The 16,053-nt window shown below is 58.9% G+C and carries 19 protein-coding genes and 1 tRNA gene; 13 read left to right on the top strand and 7 right to left on the bottom strand.

All coding sequences use genetic code 11. The features are described from left to right. Positions 1 to 107: 107 nt before the first annotated feature. Positions 108 to 857 (bottom strand): SDR family oxidoreductase, encoded by a 750-nt coding sequence (locus tag AB4Z23_RS22210; protein ID WP_035199947.1) that lies wholly within the window; start codon positions 855 to 857, stop codon positions 108 to 110. Beyond that, entirely contained in the window at positions 854 to 1,468 is a 615-nt protein-coding gene (locus AB4Z23_RS22205; protein ID WP_441360778.1) for a nucleoside 2-deoxyribosyltransferase, read from the bottom strand. Before AB4Z23_RS22205 ends, AB4Z23_RS22210 begins: the two co-directional genes overlap by 4 nt. A 182-nt stretch (positions 1,469 to 1,650) precedes the next feature. Between AB4Z23_RS22205 and AB4Z23_RS22200 the strand changes: the two genes are divergently transcribed. From AB4Z23_RS22200 to AB4Z23_RS22185, 4 genes are all read left to right on the top strand, one after another. Further along, on the top strand, positions 1,651 to 2,277 hold the full coding sequence (locus tag AB4Z23_RS22200) for a ribonuclease D (RefSeq protein ID WP_004431923.1): 627 nt from the start codon (positions 1,651 to 1,653) through the stop codon (positions 2,275 to 2,277). Between the two features lie 82 nt (positions 2,278 to 2,359). Continuing rightward, the gene (locus AB4Z23_RS22195) at positions 2,360 to 3,592 is read left to right on the top strand and encodes a hypothetical protein (protein ID WP_441360777.1); all 1,233 of its coding nucleotides are present in this window, start codon (positions 2,360 to 2,362) and stop codon (positions 3,590 to 3,592) included. A gap of 50 nt (positions 3,593 to 3,642) precedes the next feature. Then, entirely contained in the window at positions 3,643 to 3,951 is a 309-nt protein-coding gene (locus AB4Z23_RS22190) for a hypothetical protein (protein WP_004431913.1), read from the top strand. A gap of 259 nt (positions 3,952 to 4,210) precedes the next feature. Then, positions 4,211 to 5,767, top strand: a complete 1,557-nt coding sequence (locus AB4Z23_RS22185; RefSeq protein ID WP_076844539.1) for a hypothetical protein — start codon at positions 4,211 to 4,213, stop codon at positions 5,765 to 5,767. A gap of 100 nt (positions 5,768 to 5,867) precedes the next feature. On the opposite strand, the gene rpsA is transcribed toward AB4Z23_RS22185, so the two are convergent. Beyond that, positions 5,868 to 7,568: a 30S ribosomal protein S1 gene (gene rpsA, locus AB4Z23_RS22180; RefSeq protein WP_004431908.1), complete on the bottom strand. Its 1,701-nt coding sequence runs from the start codon at positions 7,566 to 7,568 to the stop codon at positions 5,868 to 5,870. A gap of 149 nt (positions 7,569 to 7,717) precedes the next feature. Further along, a complete protein-coding gene (gene cmk, locus AB4Z23_RS22175; RefSeq protein ID WP_038494660.1) occupies positions 7,718 to 8,398 on the bottom strand; it encodes a (d)CMP kinase in 681 nt (226 codons plus the stop codon). Between the two features lie 198 nt (positions 8,399 to 8,596). Between cmk and AB4Z23_RS22170 the strand changes: the two genes are divergently transcribed. Both AB4Z23_RS22170 and AB4Z23_RS22165 read left to right on the top strand, forming a co-directional pair. Continuing rightward, positions 8,597 to 8,986, top strand: a complete 390-nt coding sequence (locus tag AB4Z23_RS22170) for a TIGR02300 family protein (RefSeq protein ID WP_004431900.1) — start codon at positions 8,597 to 8,599, stop codon at positions 8,984 to 8,986. A 152-nt stretch (positions 8,987 to 9,138) separates the two neighbouring features. After that, positions 9,139 to 9,214, top strand: a tRNA-Ala gene (locus AB4Z23_RS22165). 71 nt (positions 9,215 to 9,285) lie between these two features. Here the strand turns inward: AB4Z23_RS22165 and AB4Z23_RS22160 are convergent. After that, on the bottom strand, positions 9,286 to 9,786 hold the full coding sequence (locus AB4Z23_RS22160; protein WP_025595216.1) for a hypothetical protein: 501 nt from the start codon (positions 9,784 to 9,786) through the stop codon (positions 9,286 to 9,288). Positions 9,787 to 9,859: 73 nt separating this feature from the next. After that, on the bottom strand, positions 9,860 to 10,234 hold the full coding sequence (locus AB4Z23_RS22155; RefSeq protein WP_004431894.1) for a PAS domain-containing protein: 375 nt from the start codon (positions 10,232 to 10,234) through the stop codon (positions 9,860 to 9,862). Between the two features lie 208 nt (positions 10,235 to 10,442). Here AB4Z23_RS22155 and AB4Z23_RS22150 point away from each other — a divergent pair, with 208 nt between their 5' ends. The 7 genes from AB4Z23_RS22150 to AB4Z23_RS22120 all read left to right on the top strand — a co-directional run bounded on the left by AB4Z23_RS22150 (position 10,443) and on the right by AB4Z23_RS22120 (position 15,837). After that, the gene (locus AB4Z23_RS22150) at positions 10,443 to 11,345 is read left to right on the top strand and encodes an NUDIX hydrolase (protein WP_441360776.1); all 903 of its coding nucleotides are present in this window, start codon (positions 10,443 to 10,445) and stop codon (positions 11,343 to 11,345) included. 69 nt (positions 11,346 to 11,414) lie between these two features. Continuing rightward, positions 11,415 to 12,386, top strand: coding sequence for a quinolinate synthase NadA (gene nadA, locus AB4Z23_RS22145; RefSeq protein WP_441360775.1), 972 nt, complete (start codon positions 11,415 to 11,417; stop codon positions 12,384 to 12,386). Beyond that, positions 12,383 to 13,948, top strand: a complete 1,566-nt coding sequence (locus AB4Z23_RS22140; protein ID WP_441360774.1) for an L-aspartate oxidase — start codon at positions 12,383 to 12,385, stop codon at positions 13,946 to 13,948. The genes nadA and AB4Z23_RS22140 overlap by 4 nt, the downstream gene beginning before the upstream one ends. A gap of 1 nt (position 13,949) precedes the next feature. Further along, positions 13,950 to 14,807, top strand: coding sequence for a carboxylating nicotinate-nucleotide diphosphorylase (gene nadC / locus AB4Z23_RS22135; RefSeq protein WP_441360773.1), 858 nt, complete (start codon positions 13,950 to 13,952; stop codon positions 14,805 to 14,807). A 135-nt stretch (positions 14,808 to 14,942) separates the two neighbouring features. Continuing rightward, complete coding sequence (locus AB4Z23_RS22130) at positions 14,943 to 15,194, top strand: GlsB/YeaQ/YmgE family stress response membrane protein (RefSeq protein ID WP_004431872.1); 252 nt, start codon at positions 14,943 to 14,945, stop codon at positions 15,192 to 15,194. A gap of 12 nt (positions 15,195 to 15,206) precedes the next feature. Then, on the top strand, positions 15,207 to 15,626 hold the full coding sequence (locus AB4Z23_RS22125) for a DUF3597 domain-containing protein (protein ID WP_076844547.1): 420 nt from the start codon (positions 15,207 to 15,209) through the stop codon (positions 15,624 to 15,626). Positions 15,627 to 15,648: 22 nt separating this feature from the next. Then, positions 15,649 to 15,837: a hypothetical protein gene (locus tag AB4Z23_RS22120; RefSeq protein WP_004431853.1), complete on the top strand. Its 189-nt coding sequence runs from the start codon at positions 15,649 to 15,651 to the stop codon at positions 15,835 to 15,837. Between the two features lie 88 nt (positions 15,838 to 15,925). On the opposite strand, the gene cydX is transcribed toward AB4Z23_RS22120, so the two are convergent. Next, positions 15,926 to 16,048, bottom strand: a complete 123-nt coding sequence (gene cydX / locus AB4Z23_RS22115) for a cytochrome bd-I oxidase subunit CydX (RefSeq protein WP_003498405.1) — start codon at positions 16,046 to 16,048, stop codon at positions 15,926 to 15,928. Positions 16,049 to 16,053 lie beyond the last annotated feature (5 nt).

Below are 16,053 nucleotides of genomic sequence, written 5' to 3'. Positions count from 1 at the left end.
GTATCCGCGATTTTTAACAGAGCAAGTCTCGCAATGCAGCATTGCATTTTTGCATAGCTCGAAAATTCCTGCTTTGTTTTTTAGCACTCCCGCAGAAGACGTTGGAATCAACTTTCCCGATGCACTTGRAAACCGGCAAAGGACTGGTTGACCGGCATGAGTTCGAGGCTGTTGATGTTGATATGYTTGGGCTGCGAGGCGACCCAATGGATCGTATTGGCGATATCCTCGGCCGTGATCGGATTGACGCCCTTGTAAAGATTGTCCGAGGCATCCTGATTGCCGCCGGTGCGAACAAGCGTGAATTCCGTTTCGCACATGCCCGGTTCGATCGAGGTGACGCGCACGCCCTTGCCATGCAGGTCGGAGCGCAGACCGAGCGAGAATTGCCGCAGGAAGGCTTTCGTTCCGGCATAGACATTGCCGCCCGCATAGGGCCAGTGCGCAGCTACCGAGGAAAGGTTGATGACAATGCCCTTGCGGTCGATCAACGTGGGCAAAAGATGGTGGGTGATGTTCAAAAGACCGGTGATGTTGGTGTTCACCATGGTCTGCCAGTCTTTCAGCGGCACCTGCGGTGCAGGTGCAGTGCCGAGCGCAAGCCCCGCATTGTTGACGAGAATATCGATGTCCCGGAAACCTTCCGGCAAAGCCGCAAGTGCCTTTTTAGTGGCATCTTCTTCGGTAACATCGAAGGCAGCGCCGTGAAAAGCGGAGCCGAGTTCTTGCGCCAGCGCCTCCAGCCGTTCCGCCCGCCGACCTGTGCCGATGACCTTCCAGCCTTCCTTGGCGAAGCGCCGCGCCGTGGCCTGTCCGAAGCCGGACGTGGCGCCGGTGATGAGGATGGTACCGCTCATGATGATGTCTCCACTAAATTCGTTCTGTCGGGATCAGTCTGTGTCAGTAATTTTTCAGCGGCGGCCGCCAGGCAGCGCTTATACGCCTCGAGATCCGTATAAAGGGCCTCTGCCGTGGCGTTGCCAACGATGACGACGCCGCCCCGCCGCAAAATTCCGCCGTGCAGCATGAGATTGTCGACCATGTCGAAATTCTCGATCGACAAACCGTCCGGGCCGCGATAGCGCCCTGTTTCATCGATTGCGGCAACACCGTTATATTGCGCCATGATGCGGGTGAAGTGATTGGCCGCGACATTGGTGTAGGCGAAAAMCGGCTTGCCCAGCGCGCACATGAACCCCAGTTCGTAGCTCGTTCCCGTATCGGCGGCGATGCCGCGAAACGGCGTGAGATTGGCGATAACCGCATCCGCTTCCAGCATCATCCGCTCGTCTATGGCATTGATGTTGCAGCCGTGGCCGATTTTCGTGTCCGCGGGCGGAATTTCCAAATCGCCCGGCGAAAGCGGCGTAAACCCGGCCTCGCGTGCAAGCGAGGCCTTGAGGTCGAGCATTTCACGGGCATTCGGGAGGAAGACCTCCGGCCCGGCGAGATAGATTTTCTTTGTCATAGGAAATTTCATACAATTTGGAGAAACAGGATTTCCGCAAACCTAACCCGGAGACTTTCGCAAACGCAAGTACCAAGCGGACATGCGCCAAGGCGCGTCGGAGCGACCTACAAAACGGTATCGTCAAACCTGTCTTTCCGTTATAGCCGGAGCAACGAACTGGACATTCCCGGAGCAAGACAATGGCAGCAACCATCCGTTATCACGAAGGCGATATTTCCGCCGCAGATGCCGCACGCTACCTTGGCGCCATCGCAATCGATACGGAAACACTGGGGCTGGTGCCACGCCGTGACCGTCTCTGTGTCGTTCAGCTTTCTCCTGGAGACGGTACGGCGGATGTCATCCGCATCGCCGCCGGCCAGAAGGAAGCTCCAAACCTCACCCATATGCTTGCAGACCCTGCCCGGCAGAAGATTTTTCACTATGGCCGTTTCGATATCGCCGTTCTGTTCCACACGTTCGGTGTGACGACGACGCCGGTTTTCTGCACCAAGATCGCCTCCCGCCTGACCCGCACCTATACCGACCGGCAYGGGCTGAAGGACAATCTGAAGGAAATGCTTGAGGTCGACATCTCCAAGGCGCAGCAATCGTCCGACTGGGCAGCAGAAAAACTGTCACCCGCACAGCTCGAATATGCCGCATCCGATGTGCTGCATTTGCATGCGCTGCGCGACAAGCTGACCCACCGCCTCGTGCGTGATGGTCGCCTCGATCATGCCGATGCCTGTTTCGCGTTTCTGCCGACCCGTGCCAAGCTCGATCTTCTGGGCTGGGACGAAACGGATATCTTCGCCCATAGCTGAGCGGTTTCACGCTTCGTTTAAGGACTGATTTACCGAAACTGCCTATTCTCGGCCGCAACTTTGGGTGGCCGGGGACTTCCAGATGATTACACCGTTGCAGCAGACGGCAAGCATTGCAGTCAGCGACCTCATGCGGTCGATGGTGGAAACCATTGAGGAACGCCATCGCGAAGAGCAGGAAAAAGCGAACGGTACCAAAAAAGACGAGACGATAAAGACCCAGCCGCAGCCGGACCAAAGCCATCGCGTTGCCAATGAAAAGATAAGCGCCTATCTGTTCGGCGCCATGAAGCCTGATGGCGATGCCTTCGCCTCGCTTGTCTCCCGTTTCTCGTCTGCGCTTGGCATCACCCAGGAAAACGATGAATCGAACGCCGCTTTCGCGCAAAGGCTTCAGGACGCGCTGACCCTGACCGACGGCTTTGAAAAAACCGATGCGGCAGGAAAAGCCACGACGATTTCGCTGAAATCCTTCGGCGTTTCGGAAGCGCAGGTCGTGGAAGTCCTGAATAACGGCGTAACTACCAAGACCGCGCCCATGGCAGCACTTGCCGCACGCATTGCCCAAAATGCCGGCCTGAGCGGCAAGGAAGAAGATTTCGGCGTGCAGATGTCGAAAGCAATCATGGCAGTGCGCGCCACCGCACCCAAAAATGTCAATGATCTCGAAGAATCGACTGGCCTCAAGGAACTTGGTATTTCCGCGCAGCAGATGATCGCCGCAATCGCAAACCCATTTGGCGATGCGGCACGCGCCGTGAAGAATGCGCTGAACGATCAGGCGCAGGGCACCCAATTCATGACACGGGAAACCATGAAGGTCATCCAGCGCCTGGAAGACGTTGCCGATCCGAAAACCAAGGAAGAATTGCAGGCCGAACGCGGCAAAAACCGCATGGGCGAAATCAACGATGCCGAAGTTGCGGCCGAGCGGGAAGAGGATATCCAGACCCGAGACGCACAGGGCAAGCTGGAGGATGTGCAAAAACTTCAGGACGTCGTGAAGGAACACATAGACGCTGCCGCCGAAGAAAAAGCGCAAGGCACTGACGGGCAAGGCCCGGTCGATATTTCTTCGGAAATCGCCCTTATCTCCGTGCTMGCGGCAACGCCATCWAGCSAAACGGCCCCGGCTGAAAATGACAACGAACCCGCAGAGACAGACGCCGCAACCAAGACGGAAGCCGATCAGAAAGACGACGCCGAAAAACTGCTTGATGCTCAGGCAGTCGTCGATAACGCCCGCAGCGCCATTTTGCCGATCTCGATAGACGACAATGGAATTTATGCGCTGCTGAAGAAGAAGGCGGCATGATCTCGCCGCTACCGATAGTCACTTGAGCGAAACATGATGTGAGTTCAAACATGTCTCAAATTTCCGGCATATCCGGCAGCGCCGGCCTCGATGCCGAACCAAATGCGGCGCAAGCGCTGCTCTCGATCGCCGCTCCGCCGCTGGCGCCGAATGACGACAATTTCGTTGCCGCAAGCGAGGAAGACAACCTCATCGCCCCCGTTGAAAATCGCCCCGAGAGAGGTTTTCCCAAGGCAAGCTGGCTCGACGCGATGCCGCCGGAAGCCTTTGAGGCAGCAGACAGCGAACCAGACCATATTTCATCGGTCAATTCCGACGATAACGGGCTTTACCGCATGTTCATCAGCGTCTCTCCCTGATTGCCATATCGACACGATTTTTATGGTTAGCGAATTCTTAATATCTACGGCCCAGACTCAGGGTTGATGATTCTGTGTGCATCGCGAAGAGCTGGCATTCCTGCCAGCGACGCACACGGCGCTCCCGCATGAGCGGGCGAGATGACACCTGTACATCACCGGCGCGGCAATCTTTCAACATAGGCCAAATGCGGATCAGAGAGCCAGGGACTGGCCCTTTCGCAGCCAGCGGCGGTAATCGATAGGAACGGAGCGCAGCATGTTACCGCCTGTACCGAAAATTCCGGCAGCCGATGCCGCCTATGGAGCCGCAGCCTCGCAGACGCAGCGCGGGGAGCCGAAGGAGGCCGTGCAGCCGCAGGCAAGCAATCTTGCTCCCGACAATGGCAGCAGTCTTTTCGCCAAAGCCGCAGTCACCTCTCTCGCCAGCGAATATCAGCTTTCCCGCAGCACCGCCGTTCTGGCGGAGGCGCTTGGCAAGCTGATGAACCTCCCAAGGCGCGACGGCGAAGCCATTCAAACCTATGTGATGCGTCTGACGGATGCGCTGCGCGCCCTGCCCGCACCGCAGCGCCTGGCGCTGGAACAACAGGTCAGCAAAGTCCTGCAGGGGTTGAGCCTTTCGATGCTCGCAGAAATCCTGAAACAGCCAACCGGGCCGGATGCCGCAAGGCTTGCGCTGCTGATCGAACTTTCCCGCTACAAGGGAACGGATCTTGCGGCGAAGGCGGTGGTGTCCTCTTATCAGCAGAACAATTCGGCCAATCCGGTGACCGCGCAGCCAGTGCAAGCGAGACAGCAGAACGGCCCGAGCCAGAGTGCTGACGGCCGCCCAAACCCGGCAACGACCACCACAACAACAGCACAACCGGCAACCGCCGCCGCGCCCGGCCGGCTGTTGCCTATGCTCATCGGCCCGCTTGCCCAAAGCGCCGCCGCAATAAAAGCCATGGTTGCGGCGCAGGCAGCGCCGCAAGGCCCCCAGGCAAATCTTCCCGCCCCACCTGCCGACATGTCCGACTCTCCGCACGATTCGGCAAAACCGGAAGGGAAAGCCGCCGAAAGCACCGTACGCTCGCCTCAGCCGCAAACGGGCAGCACAACAAAGGAAGCTTCGACAGATGCCCGCCCGGCAAATCCGCCACGGGCTGAGAACGCCGAGATGCGCCCTGCACTTCAGCATCGGGACACCATGAAGCTGGAGCCGAGGGAAACCCGCACTACCTTGAACCCGCCATCCAGCCAGTCCACGGCTGGCGCCAAGGATATGGAAAACCTGCTCCTTGCTGCAGTGGCCGGCAAACTTCCCGTCAAGGCCACCACCGCTGCCCAGCTTTCCGCCACGCCACCGGGCGCCATACCGCAACCACTCGAAGAGCAGCCTGCCGAAAAAACTGCCCTCGCAACGCCCATCCACCCGACCGGGGAGGATGCGGAGACGATTACCAACCGGCCAGAAGCCCAGCCCATGCCGCGCGCCGCTCTCGACCCGGAAGCAAGAATGGCGATGCTGGAACAAACGGCTTCGCAATCGCTGATCGCGGCGGCTCTGGCAAAAGACGGCACGCCGTTACCGCTCGTCGCATACCCACCGGCGGAAGAGGACCACGAATCGGAAACGCCGCATCGCGGGCGTGGTCCATTTTCCGAGGATGAAGCGAATGGCGATGCGGAGGGCGAAAATCCCGACGGTCAGGACGAGATGGAAGAGCGGGTGGCCGCCAATGACGAGATTGGCGATGGGGAAAATCCGCGGACAGCGGCTTTCGACGACAGTGCGGAAAATTATTACCTCAAGATGAGTGGCATGCACTGAATTCCGCGCCGCCCATTGGCCTATGCCACGAATACTGCAGCCAACAAAAAACCCGCCGGAAAATTCCGGCGGGTTCTTTATATCAAACGATCTCTAGCGATTATTCGCTGCGGTTCTTCAGAGCCGCACCGAGGATGTCGCCGAGCGAAGCGCCAGAGTCGGACGAACCGAACTGTGCGACGGCTTCCTTCTCTTCAGCGATTTCCAGAGCCTTGATCGAAAGCATGACCTTGCGGTCCTTCTTCGAGAAGTTGACGACGCGAGCGTCGAAAACCTGGCCAACTGCGAAACGCTCCGGACGCTGATCGTCACGATCGCGTGCGAGGTCGTTGCGGCGGATGAAGGAGGTGATGTCCTCGTGGTTGACGAGCTTCACTTCCACGCCACCGTCGTTAACGGCGATGACTTCGCACGAAACGACTGCGTTCTTGCGCAGGTCGCCGGACGTTGCGGCTTCACCGACAGCATCCTTGCCGAGCTGCTTGATGCCGAGCGAGATGCGTTCCTTCTCGACGTCAACATCGAGAACGACGGCCTTGACCACGTCACCCTTGTTGAACTCTTCGATGACCTGTTCGCCCGGACGGTTCCAGTCGAGATCCGACAGGTGAACCATGCCGTCGACATCGCCTTCGAGGCCGATGAACAGGCCGAATTCGGTCTTGTTCTTGACTTCGCCTTCGACTTCAGTGCCGGCCGGATGGCTGAAGGCAAATGCCTGCCACGGGTTTTCCAGCGTCTGCTTGAGGCCGAGCGAGATACGGCGCTTGGACGGATCGACTTCGAGAACGACAACGTCAACTTCCTGGCTCGTGGACAGGATCTTGCCGGGATGTACGTTCTTCTTGGTCCAGGACATTTCGGAAATGTGGATCAGGCCTTCGATGCCCGGCTCCAGCTCGACGAATGCACCGTAGTCGGTGATGTTCGTGACCGTACCGGAGATCTTCTTGCCAACCGGGTACTTGGCGGAGATGCCATCCCACGGATCGGACTCGAGCTGCTTCATGCCGAGCGAGATACGGTGGGTTTCCTGGTTGATGCGGATGATCTGAACCTTGACCTGCTGGCCAATGTTGAGGATTTCCGAAGGATGGTTGACGCGGCGCCATGCCATGTCGGTAACGTGCAGCAGGCCGTCGATGCCGCCGAGGTCAACGAACGCACCGTAATCGGTGATGTTCTTGACGACGCCGTCAACAACCTGGCCTTCTTCGAGGTTCTGAACGATTTCAGAACGCTGCTCGGCGCGGGACTCTTCGAGAACCGTGCGGCGCGAGACAACGATGTTGCCGCGACGCTTGTCCATCTTGAGGATTTCGAAGGGCTGCGGGTTGTGCATCAGCGGGGTAACGTCGCGGATCGGACGRATGTCGACCTGCGAACGCGGAAGGAAGGCAACGGCGCCRTCCAGATCGACGGTGAAACCACCCTTGACCTGGTTGAAGATAACGCCTTCGACGCGCTCGCCAGCTTCGAACTTGGCTTCGAGCTTGACCCAGCTTTCTTCGCGGCGAGCCTTCTCGCGCGACAGAACGGCTTCGCCGAGTGCGTTTTCGATGCGCTCGACGTAAACTTCGACTTCGTCGCCGACCTTCAGCGTGCCGTCCTTGGACTTCGCGCCGAATTCCTTCAACGGTACGCGGCCTTCAACCTTGAGGCCAACGTCGACGATGGCAACGTCCTTCTCGATTGCCGTYACGATACCCTTGGCAACATAGCCTTCGGCAAGATCGTTAGAGGCAAAGGATTCTTCGAGAAGCGCTGCGAAATCTTCGCGCGTGGGGGTAGATACTGACATGAAATCTCCTGATTGCATCCGCGCGAGAGCGAATACAAAAGCGCCGGTGGGCTAGCGTTGTTGATACCCGAACCCATGCCCGCCTTTTTAAAAGGCTTCCCGGCGCAAGGACATGTCTTCAGGCAATTCCGGACTAAACGCGGACCGATTCAAGCGGTTCCGCGAAAAACCTGTTTCTTCAGGGCGGCGTCGATAATCATCCGCGCGGCCTGAAACGCCGCCTCTATACTCATTTCCGACGTATCTAGCAAGTGCGCGTCTTCAGCCGGTTTCAACGGGCTGTCGGCTCGGCCCATGTCGCGCTCGTCGCGTTTCTTCACCTCRGCGAAAATGGCGTCGTAATCGGCAACGCTGCCGTTGGCGACGATTTCATCATAACGCCTGCGCGCCCGCACGTCCGGCGAAGCGGTGACGTAGAGCTTCACCGGCGCCTCCGGGCACACCACCGTGCCGATGTCGCGGCCATCCAGAACCGTGCCCGGTTCCTTTGCCGCAAACCGCTGCTGCGCTGTCACGAGCGCGCGCCTCACCGGCGTCATCACCGCAATCCTGGACGCCGCCTCGCCGATATCGTGCCTTGAAAGCACCGCGCGGTCGAGGCCGGCAAGGTCGAGTTGCAGTGCCACCTTTTCAGCGACGTTCTCGTCATCGAGCGGCAGGCCGGCGTCAAGAAGTGCCTTGGCCGTGGCTCTGTAGGTCAGCCCGGTGTCGAGATGATGGAAACCATAGGTCTCCGCAATCTTGCGTGACAAGGTCCCTTTGCCCGCCGCAGCTGGCCCATCTATGGCAATCGTAAAGGTCATGAAGCTTTCTGCCTGTGCGTCCATCATTAATACAGTAGAGTGCGTCGGCCTCCAATCTTTATGAGCAGCCTGACATACAAGTCGCATCATGGGAGGGCGGCCTCCAAAGTTTGTCTTTGACACGAAAGACCGCAACGATTAAGGGGACCGGCTAGAAATTTTACCGTCTATGCCGGTTTTACGGCGTACACACCGAAACTCATTCGACAATTTGAGGCTTAGACAGTGGCAAAAGCGGACCTTGGTACCAAGCGCACAGACCCCGATACCGGCAAGAAGTTCTACGATCTGAACCGCGACCCGGTCGTTTCTCCCTATAGCGGCAAGTCCTGGCCGCTCTCCTTCTTTGAAGAAAGCACCGCTCAGGCAAAGCTCGAGCAGGCTGAAGAAGAAGAAGTCGCGGAAGTCGATGCCGAAAACACGGAAGTCGAACTCGTATCGCTGGAAGACGCCGACGGCGACAACAGCGGCGACGATATCCCGGACCTGGGCGACGATGACGACGACGTGGAAATCGGCGACGACGACGACACCTTCCTCGAAGCCGACGAAGACGACGATGACGACGACATGTCCGGCATCATCGGCGTACCGGGCGACGACGAAGAAGCTTGATCTTATTGGATAAACCAGCCCGGCGACAAAAAAATGAAGCCGGGCTGTTTTTTGTGCTTGCACTCTTCGATTAGCCGAAGTAGTAAGCCGCCACCGAACGGAACAACAGCCGCTTCGGTTCCCGGAACCGGACGAAATGCCGGAACCCTTATGGGGCTATAGCTCAGCTGGGAGAGCGCTTGCATGGCATGCAAGAGGTCAGCGGTTCGATCCCGCTTAGCTCCACCAAACCTTCTAAAATACAAATTTCCATCGTCCAGCACGGGCTTTCGTGCGGCATTGTCTGTTCTTCGCGTTGACTATTGCAAGAGCGCCCGCACATCCTGCCCGTTGATCCGGCATTCCACCGACGGAACGCCGCCGCCTTCTTCCAGCACCCGGCATTCCAGATATTTGCCGCGCAGGCGGTTCTCAAGCGCCTTGAAGGCGTTCAGGCCGCAGGCATAACGGCGGCCGTCAGGTCCGGCGCAAACCCGGTTGCGGTCGATGTCTTCCACACCGGCGAGGCGGAACTCCTGTCCTTTGAAGGTGAAGCGATTGTTGGACGCAACGCGCAGGCGCTGATCCGCGTATATTTTCAGGGGGTATGGATCGGGCGGGGTCGGAATACGCTCATAATTCTGATGGCGGGGATCGACCCGGACCGGAGAGGTCGTCCACAGCGTTTCCGTGTTTGCGGAGAGGCCAGTCGCTGGATATGCCGCCTCGCCATTCATGAGCGAGGCGATGCGGATGCCGGCTATACCAAGCCCCGTGACCAGCACGATCTGAAACAGCAAAATGAAAACCTGCCGAACCATGTCACCGCACATCAAAACAATCGACAAGAAATAGATCGGCGTTTTTTTCAAGACAGACCGAACGCGATAAATATTACATCAATAAAATCTTGCGCGAGGTGATGTCTCGCACCGTGCCCATCGCCATGATTGGAATGCGGTCACCATCAAGGATAACCCTGCCCGTTGTCCGCAGCCAGCGAAAATCGCCGGATTTGAGTTCGATGCGGTATTGCTGATCATAGAACACGCCGTTCGTCAGCGAGTTGTAAACCGCCTTGGCCACACGCGCGCGCGAGCCGCTTTCGATCTGATCTATGAAATCCTCCACGGGAATGCCGCGGGCGGCTTTCTCTTCGGAAAATTCGCGCAGGCGAGCCGCCACAGCATCCAGATAAACCAGATTCTGCCCCACGTTCCAGGTGTAATAACCCACAAGTGTTTCTTCGAGATATATATCCTCTAACATCGGCCTTCTACATTATGGATGCTTTTGACGCGGGTCTTAACATAAAGGACGATACGCGACTAACCACAAGCACTTATTCTTTTGTCTGATCACTACGTAAAGTTTTACATGCGCGGCGGCATCCGCGTTTCCCCGCCCGCTTGTTGGCGAACAGGCATTCCTGTGCCAAAGAAGGTCGATACCGACGCCATCTACCAGAGGAGCCGCCGTGACCATAGGGCTTGCCCACGCCGAACTCATCGCCGTCGTCACCGCCATCACCACGGACGAGCCGCGGGTAATGACCGTGCGGGCGGGCGCGGCACTTCCATCAGGGCCGTTTGAATTCGGACACAGGACGCTTCAGAGCGGGTTGAGAGAGTGGATACACGAACAGACACATCATCCCGTCGGCTATCTCGAACAGCTCTACACCTTCGCCGACCGGGACCGCAACAATGACATTCTTGGCGGAAGAACCATATCGATCGGTTATCTCGGGCTGGTTCGCGAACAGGAGCCGCCCGGCAATGGCCGCCCTCTCTGGCATGGCTGGTACGAGTATTTTCCCTGGGAAGACCATCGGCAGGGCCGGCCGGCGGTTCTGGAMACCATCATCGAAAAGCTGCGCTGCTGGGCGGATTCCGACCCTGCCTGCAAAGGCCAGCGCCATTTACGCGCCGACTTCACCTTCGGCCTTGATGGCGGCGGCTGGAACGAGGAACTGACACTTCAGCGCTACGAGTTGCTCTATGAGGCCGGACTGGTCGAAGAAGCCCAGAGTGAGCCTCGGATCAATTTCGGCAGACCGATGTTTGCCGATCACCGCCGCATTCTTGCCACCGGCATCGCGCGCCTCCGGGCTAAGATCAAATACCGGCCTGTAGTTTTCGAACTGATGGCCGACGCTTTCACCCTGCTGCAATTGCAGCGCGCGGTGGAGGCGCTCGCCGGTCTGACGCTGCACAAGCAGAACTTCCGCCGGCTGATAGAACAGCAGCAGCTGGTGGAAGAAACTGGCGATATGGCGACCGAAACCGGCGGACGCCCTGCAAAGCTCTTCCGATTCCGCCAGACCGTTGTGGATGAACGCGCCCTTTCCGGAACCAAACTGCCACTCTCCCGCAATTGACATATGCTCACAATGAGAATATCTCTTTGCCGTAGATATACTCAAATAGAGTATAAATGGGAGAGCGCCGTGAACGAACAGATATCTGCCGCAAGCCTTTACGACCGCGTCAGCCGCGTCATTCCCAAGGCGGAATGGATGGGTTTTCAGGATGATGTGGAGGCGATCCTCGATCTGAAGCGCAGGCGCAACGCCGTCATCCTCGCCCATAATTACCAGACGCCGGAAATCTTCCACGGCGTTGCCGATATCGTTGGCGATAGCCTCGCCCTTGCGCGCAAGGCAATGGAAGTAGAAGCGGATGTGATCGTTCTCGCCGGCGTGCATTTCATGGCCGAGACGGCAAAGCTGCTCAATCCGGGAAAAACCGTGCTTATTCCGGATATGGCCGCCGGCTGCTCGCTCGCCGATTCCATCACGCCCGAAGACATCGCACTTCTGCGCAAGGCCTATCCCGGCGTTCCTGTCGTCACCTACGTGAATACCTCAGCGGCGGTGAAGGCGGCTTCCGACATATGCTGCACCTCCGGCAATGCCCGCCAGGTGGTGGAATCGCTTGGCGTGCCGCGCGTGCTGATGCTGCCGGACGAATATCTGGCGAAGAATGTGGCGCGGGAGACCAATGTCGAACTCATCGCATGGCGCGGCCATTGCGAGGTGCATGAGCTTTTCACCGCCGACGACATCAGGGAATTGCGCGAAAGCYATCCCGGCATTACCGTTCTCGCGCATCCCGAATGTCCGCCCGATGTCGTTGAGGCCGCAGATTTTTCCGGCTCGACCGCTGTCATGTCGGACTACGTCGGCCGGGAAAGACCGGCCCGCGTGGTGCTTTTGACGGAATGCTCGATGAGCGACAATGTCGCCGTGCATCATCCCGATGTCGAATTCATCCGCCCCTGCAACCTCTGCCCGCACATGAAGCGCATCACGCTCGGCAATATCCGCACAGCGCTTGAAGAAAACCGCCACGAGGTGACAATCGATCCGGCTGTTGCGGTCGCCGCCCGCCGCGCGGTGGAAAGGATGCTGGCGGTATGAGTGACGCTCTGTCGCAATATGCAGGAAGGACGGTCATCGTCGGCAGCGGTATTGCCGGCCTGATGGCAGCATTGACGCTCGCACCGMAACCGGYCCTGCTTCTGACCCGCGGCGCGCTCGGTGGCGAAACGTCCAGCGCCTGGGCGCAGGGCGGCATTGCYGCAAGCCTTGGCGCTGACGACAGCACTGCACTGCATCTTGSCGATACGCTCGCCGCAGGCGACGGCCTCTGTGACGCGGCTATGGCAGCAGATATCGTCTCCACTGCCCCCGCCGTCATCGATGCCCTGGAACGAGCCGGAGTTCGTTTCGATCGCGATGCACAAGGCAGGCTCGTTTTCGGGCTGGAAGCCGCTCATGGCCGCCGGCGCATCCTGCATGCCGAAGGTGAYGGCTCGGGCGCGGCCATTGTGAGGGCTCTTGCAGCMGCCGTTCTCAACACGCCKTCCATCGCAGTCCTGGAAGGTGCGGAGGTGCGCCGGCTGCTGACAGAAGGCGGGGCCATAGCCGGTCTCATCTGCGCCGGGCAAAAGGGCAGCTTTGTTCTGCCGGCCACAAACGTCATTCTTGCGACCGGTGGCCTCGGCGGGCTGTATGAGGCCACCACCAATCCCACCGGCAATTTCGGACAGGGGATCATGCTCGCCGCGCGCGCCGGAGCCATCCTCACTGATATGGAATTCGTCCAGTTCCACCCRACGGCACTTTCCTCTCCCCGGCGGCCGCTGGCTCTGGTCAGCGAGGCGGTGCGGGGCGAAGGTGCCGTTCTTCTCAATGAAAGCGGCGAACGTTTCATGGCGACCGTTCCGGGTGCAGAACTTGCCTCCCGCGATATTGTCGCCCGCGCCATCGACCGGGAAATCCTGCGCGGCGGCRAAGTCTTTCTCGATGCCCGCAAGGCGATCGGCAGCGGTTTTTCGGCGCGTTTCCCGTCAATCGACCTGCTATGCCGCGAGGCTGGTATAGACCCCGCCCGCGAACTCGTGCCCGTCCGTCCCGCCGTGCACTACCACATGGGCGGCGTCGSCACGGATGGTAATGGCCGYAGTTCCGTGMMGGGCCTATGGGTTGCGGGCGAAACCGCCTGCACCGGTCTTCACGGGGCYAAYCGGCTGGCCAGCAACTCCCTGCTGGAGGCGGCTGCCATGGGMATGCGTGCGGCAAAAGATATTGCCGCCCGACCGGCATCAAAACGGGTGACAGCTGTCACGCCATTCGCAACGCCTGTTCTTTCGGCAGCAGACCCGTCTATCGTCCGGCCCATCGTCTCCCGCCATCTCGGCATCGCCAGACATGAAGCGGGGTTGATCAGCGCGATCAGCGAACTTCTCCCACTGGCCGAACAGAACGGCCCGGCATCCGATCCCGCCATCGTCGGGCTCGCAATCGCCGTCTTCGCCGCCTTGCGAAGAGAATCGCGCGGGGCCCATTTCCGCAACGATTTCCCGGAAAAGGACGCGACCGCCACAAGGCGCAGGCTTTGCCTGTCCGATGTCATCGCCATTGCCCATGACCTCTTATCGTCCAATCTTTTTTCTTCCTGCATTGCGCGGAGCGCCTGACATGACCCTCACCCCTCTGCCACGCATTATCGTGGAGCCGCTTGTCCGCAACGCCCTTCTGGAAGACCTGGGTCTGGCGGGCGACATCACGTCCGCCGCAGTCATCCCCGCCGGTCATCGCTCAGTCGTCGTCATGGCGGCGCGTGAACCGGGTGTCATCGCCGGTCTTGACGCCGCAGAACTGGCTTTCCAGTTGGTGGACCCGACAATCGTGATGAGGCGGCAGGTGCAGGATGGCGCGGCGGTCACTCCGGGCGATATTATCGCGACGATCGAGGGTCCCTCGCGCGGTCTTTTGACGGCGGAGCGCACCGCCCTTAATTTTCTCGGCCATCTCTCAGGCATCGCGTCCGTCACCGCCACAATCGCTGCCGCCATCTCCGGCACCAAAGCCTCGGTTGCCTGCACCCGCAAAACGACGCCGGGCCTCAGGGCGTTGGAAAAATATGCCGTGCGCGCCGGCGGCGGCATGAACCACCGTTTTGCCCTTTATGATGCTGTTCTCATCAAGGACAACCACATCGCCGTTGCCGGCGGCGTGCGTGACGCTATCCGCAGCGCCAAGGCGGGTGTCGGACATCTGGTCAAGATCGAGGTGGAGGTCGATACGCTCTTGCAATTGCGCGAGGCGATGGAGGAAGGGGTCGACGCGGTTCTACTTGACAACATGCCGCCGGAACAGCTGCGCGAGGCGGTGCAGATCGTCGCCGGACGCGCCGTCACCGAGGCCTCCGGACGCATCACCCCTCAAACCGCAGCAGCCATTGCAGCAACCGGCATCGATCTCATCTCCGTCGGCTGGCTGACCCACAGCGCGCCGGTTCTGGATATCGGGCTGGACTTTCAAAGCCAAAGCTGACGAAAGCAAGGAGACCGGAACAAAATCCTCGATTGACCGTTAATTCCCTGCCTGGGGTCAAGAGGCGGGGGGATCAGTGCGCGCAAAAGCCTGTCCATATGCCTGCGGACCTCTCTCACAAAGGAAAGGCCTGTTATGGAAGACGCACAAATCGGCTGGATTGCAGCAATCATCATCGGCGGCGTAGCCGGTTGGCTTGCCGAACAGTTCATGAAAAGCAACATGGGTCTTTTCATGAACATAATTCTCGGCATCGTTGGCGCCATCGTCGCCAATTTCCTGCTTGGGCTTGTGGGCATTTCGCTCGGAGGCTGGATTGGATACCTTATCGCCGGTTTCATCGGCGCATGCATTCTCATTGCCATCGGGCGCGCATTTCGCCGATAGAGGGAGGACACAATGAGCTTTTTCGACAAGATCAAGAACGCGATTTTTGGCAAGGCAGAGGCTGCACCGCAGACTTCGGCGCCAGCTGGTGCGCCCACGACAAGCGCAAGCCCGGCCGCTCCGGCTCAGCCAGCAGCACCCGCACCAACAGCCGCTGCTCCGGCATCCACCGGCAGCGTCGATGTCGCATCCATTCTGGACGCGGCGGTCAAGCAGAACGGGCAGAAACTCGACTGGAAACATTCGATCGTCGATCTTCTGAAAGCGCTCGATCTGGACAGCAGCCTAACCGCTCGCAAGGAACTGGCAAGCGAACTCGGCTATACCGGTGATACCTCGGACTCAGCCACAATGAACATCTGGCTGCACAAGGCTGTCATCAAGAAGCTGTCTGAAAACGGCGGCAAGGTTCCGGCAGAACTTCTGCATTGAACCAGTGACCGGGAGAACCGCGATGGACGACTATTCAAACTTGCGAGAGCAGATCGGCCAGGACCTCGACACCCTGCACAGGACCGAGAATCCGAAATCGATTTTCGAGATTGCCGACGACTATCTTCTGGGAAACCCAAATCTCAAGAGAGCGCTGGTTGAAGACATCATCAAGGAAGAAGCGGACAAGCGCGGCATCGCGATCCACTGAAACCGCGCGTGTCAATCGCGGCGATTTCTACAAGAAGGGCGGCATCCAGATAGGACGCCGCCCTTTTTTTGCCCCGTGCCCCGAAGCGTTATTTTTCCGGCTTGGCCTCGGCCTTTCTGGCGTTTTCTTCCATCAGCTCATACCACATGGCGTTCATGACGGCGAAAATGGCGGCGAGAGGCAGGCCGAGCAGCCAGGCGAAATACCACATGTTCG

The sequence above is a fragment of the Agrobacterium sp. MCAB5 genome, from assembly GCF_052114365.1.
In the GTDB taxonomy this organism is placed as follows: Bacteria; Pseudomonadota; Alphaproteobacteria; order Rhizobiales; family Rhizobiaceae; genus Agrobacterium; species Agrobacterium tumefaciens.
Note: the sequence above shows the minus strand (reverse complement) of the source record. Positions and strands in the feature narration are given on the sequence as shown.

Coding starts and splice junctions, on each gene's coding strand:
- nadC (WP_441360773.1), top strand. CDS start 13,950: ATGACCCTCACCCCTCTGCCACGCATTATCGTGGAGCCGCTTGTCCGC.
- AB4Z23_RS22160 (WP_025595216.1), bottom strand. CDS start 9,786: ATGGTTCGGCAGGTTTTCATTTTGCTGTTTCAGATCGTGCTGGTCACG.
- AB4Z23_RS22120 (WP_004431853.1), top strand. CDS start 15,649: ATGGACGACTATTCAAACTTGCGAGAGCAGATCGGCCAGGACCTCGAC.
- cydX (WP_003498405.1), bottom strand. CDS start 16,048: ATGTGGTATTTCGCCTGGCTGCTCGGCCTGCCTCTCGCCGCCATTTTC.
- AB4Z23_RS22155 (WP_004431894.1), bottom strand. CDS start 10,234: ATGTTAGAGGATATATATCTCGAAGAAACACTTGTGGGTTATTACACC.
- AB4Z23_RS22185 (WP_076844539.1), top strand. CDS start 4,211: ATGTTACCGCCTGTACCGAAAATTCCGGCAGCCGATGCCGCCTATGGA.
- AB4Z23_RS22130 (WP_004431872.1), top strand. CDS start 14,943: ATGGAAGACGCACAAATCGGCTGGATTGCAGCAATCATCATCGGCGGC.
- AB4Z23_RS22190 (WP_004431913.1), top strand. CDS start 3,643: ATGTCTCAAATTTCCGGCATATCCGGCAGCGCCGGCCTCGATGCCGAA.
- AB4Z23_RS22125 (WP_076844547.1), top strand. CDS start 15,207: ATGAGCTTTTTCGACAAGATCAAGAACGCGATTTTTGGCAAGGCAGAG.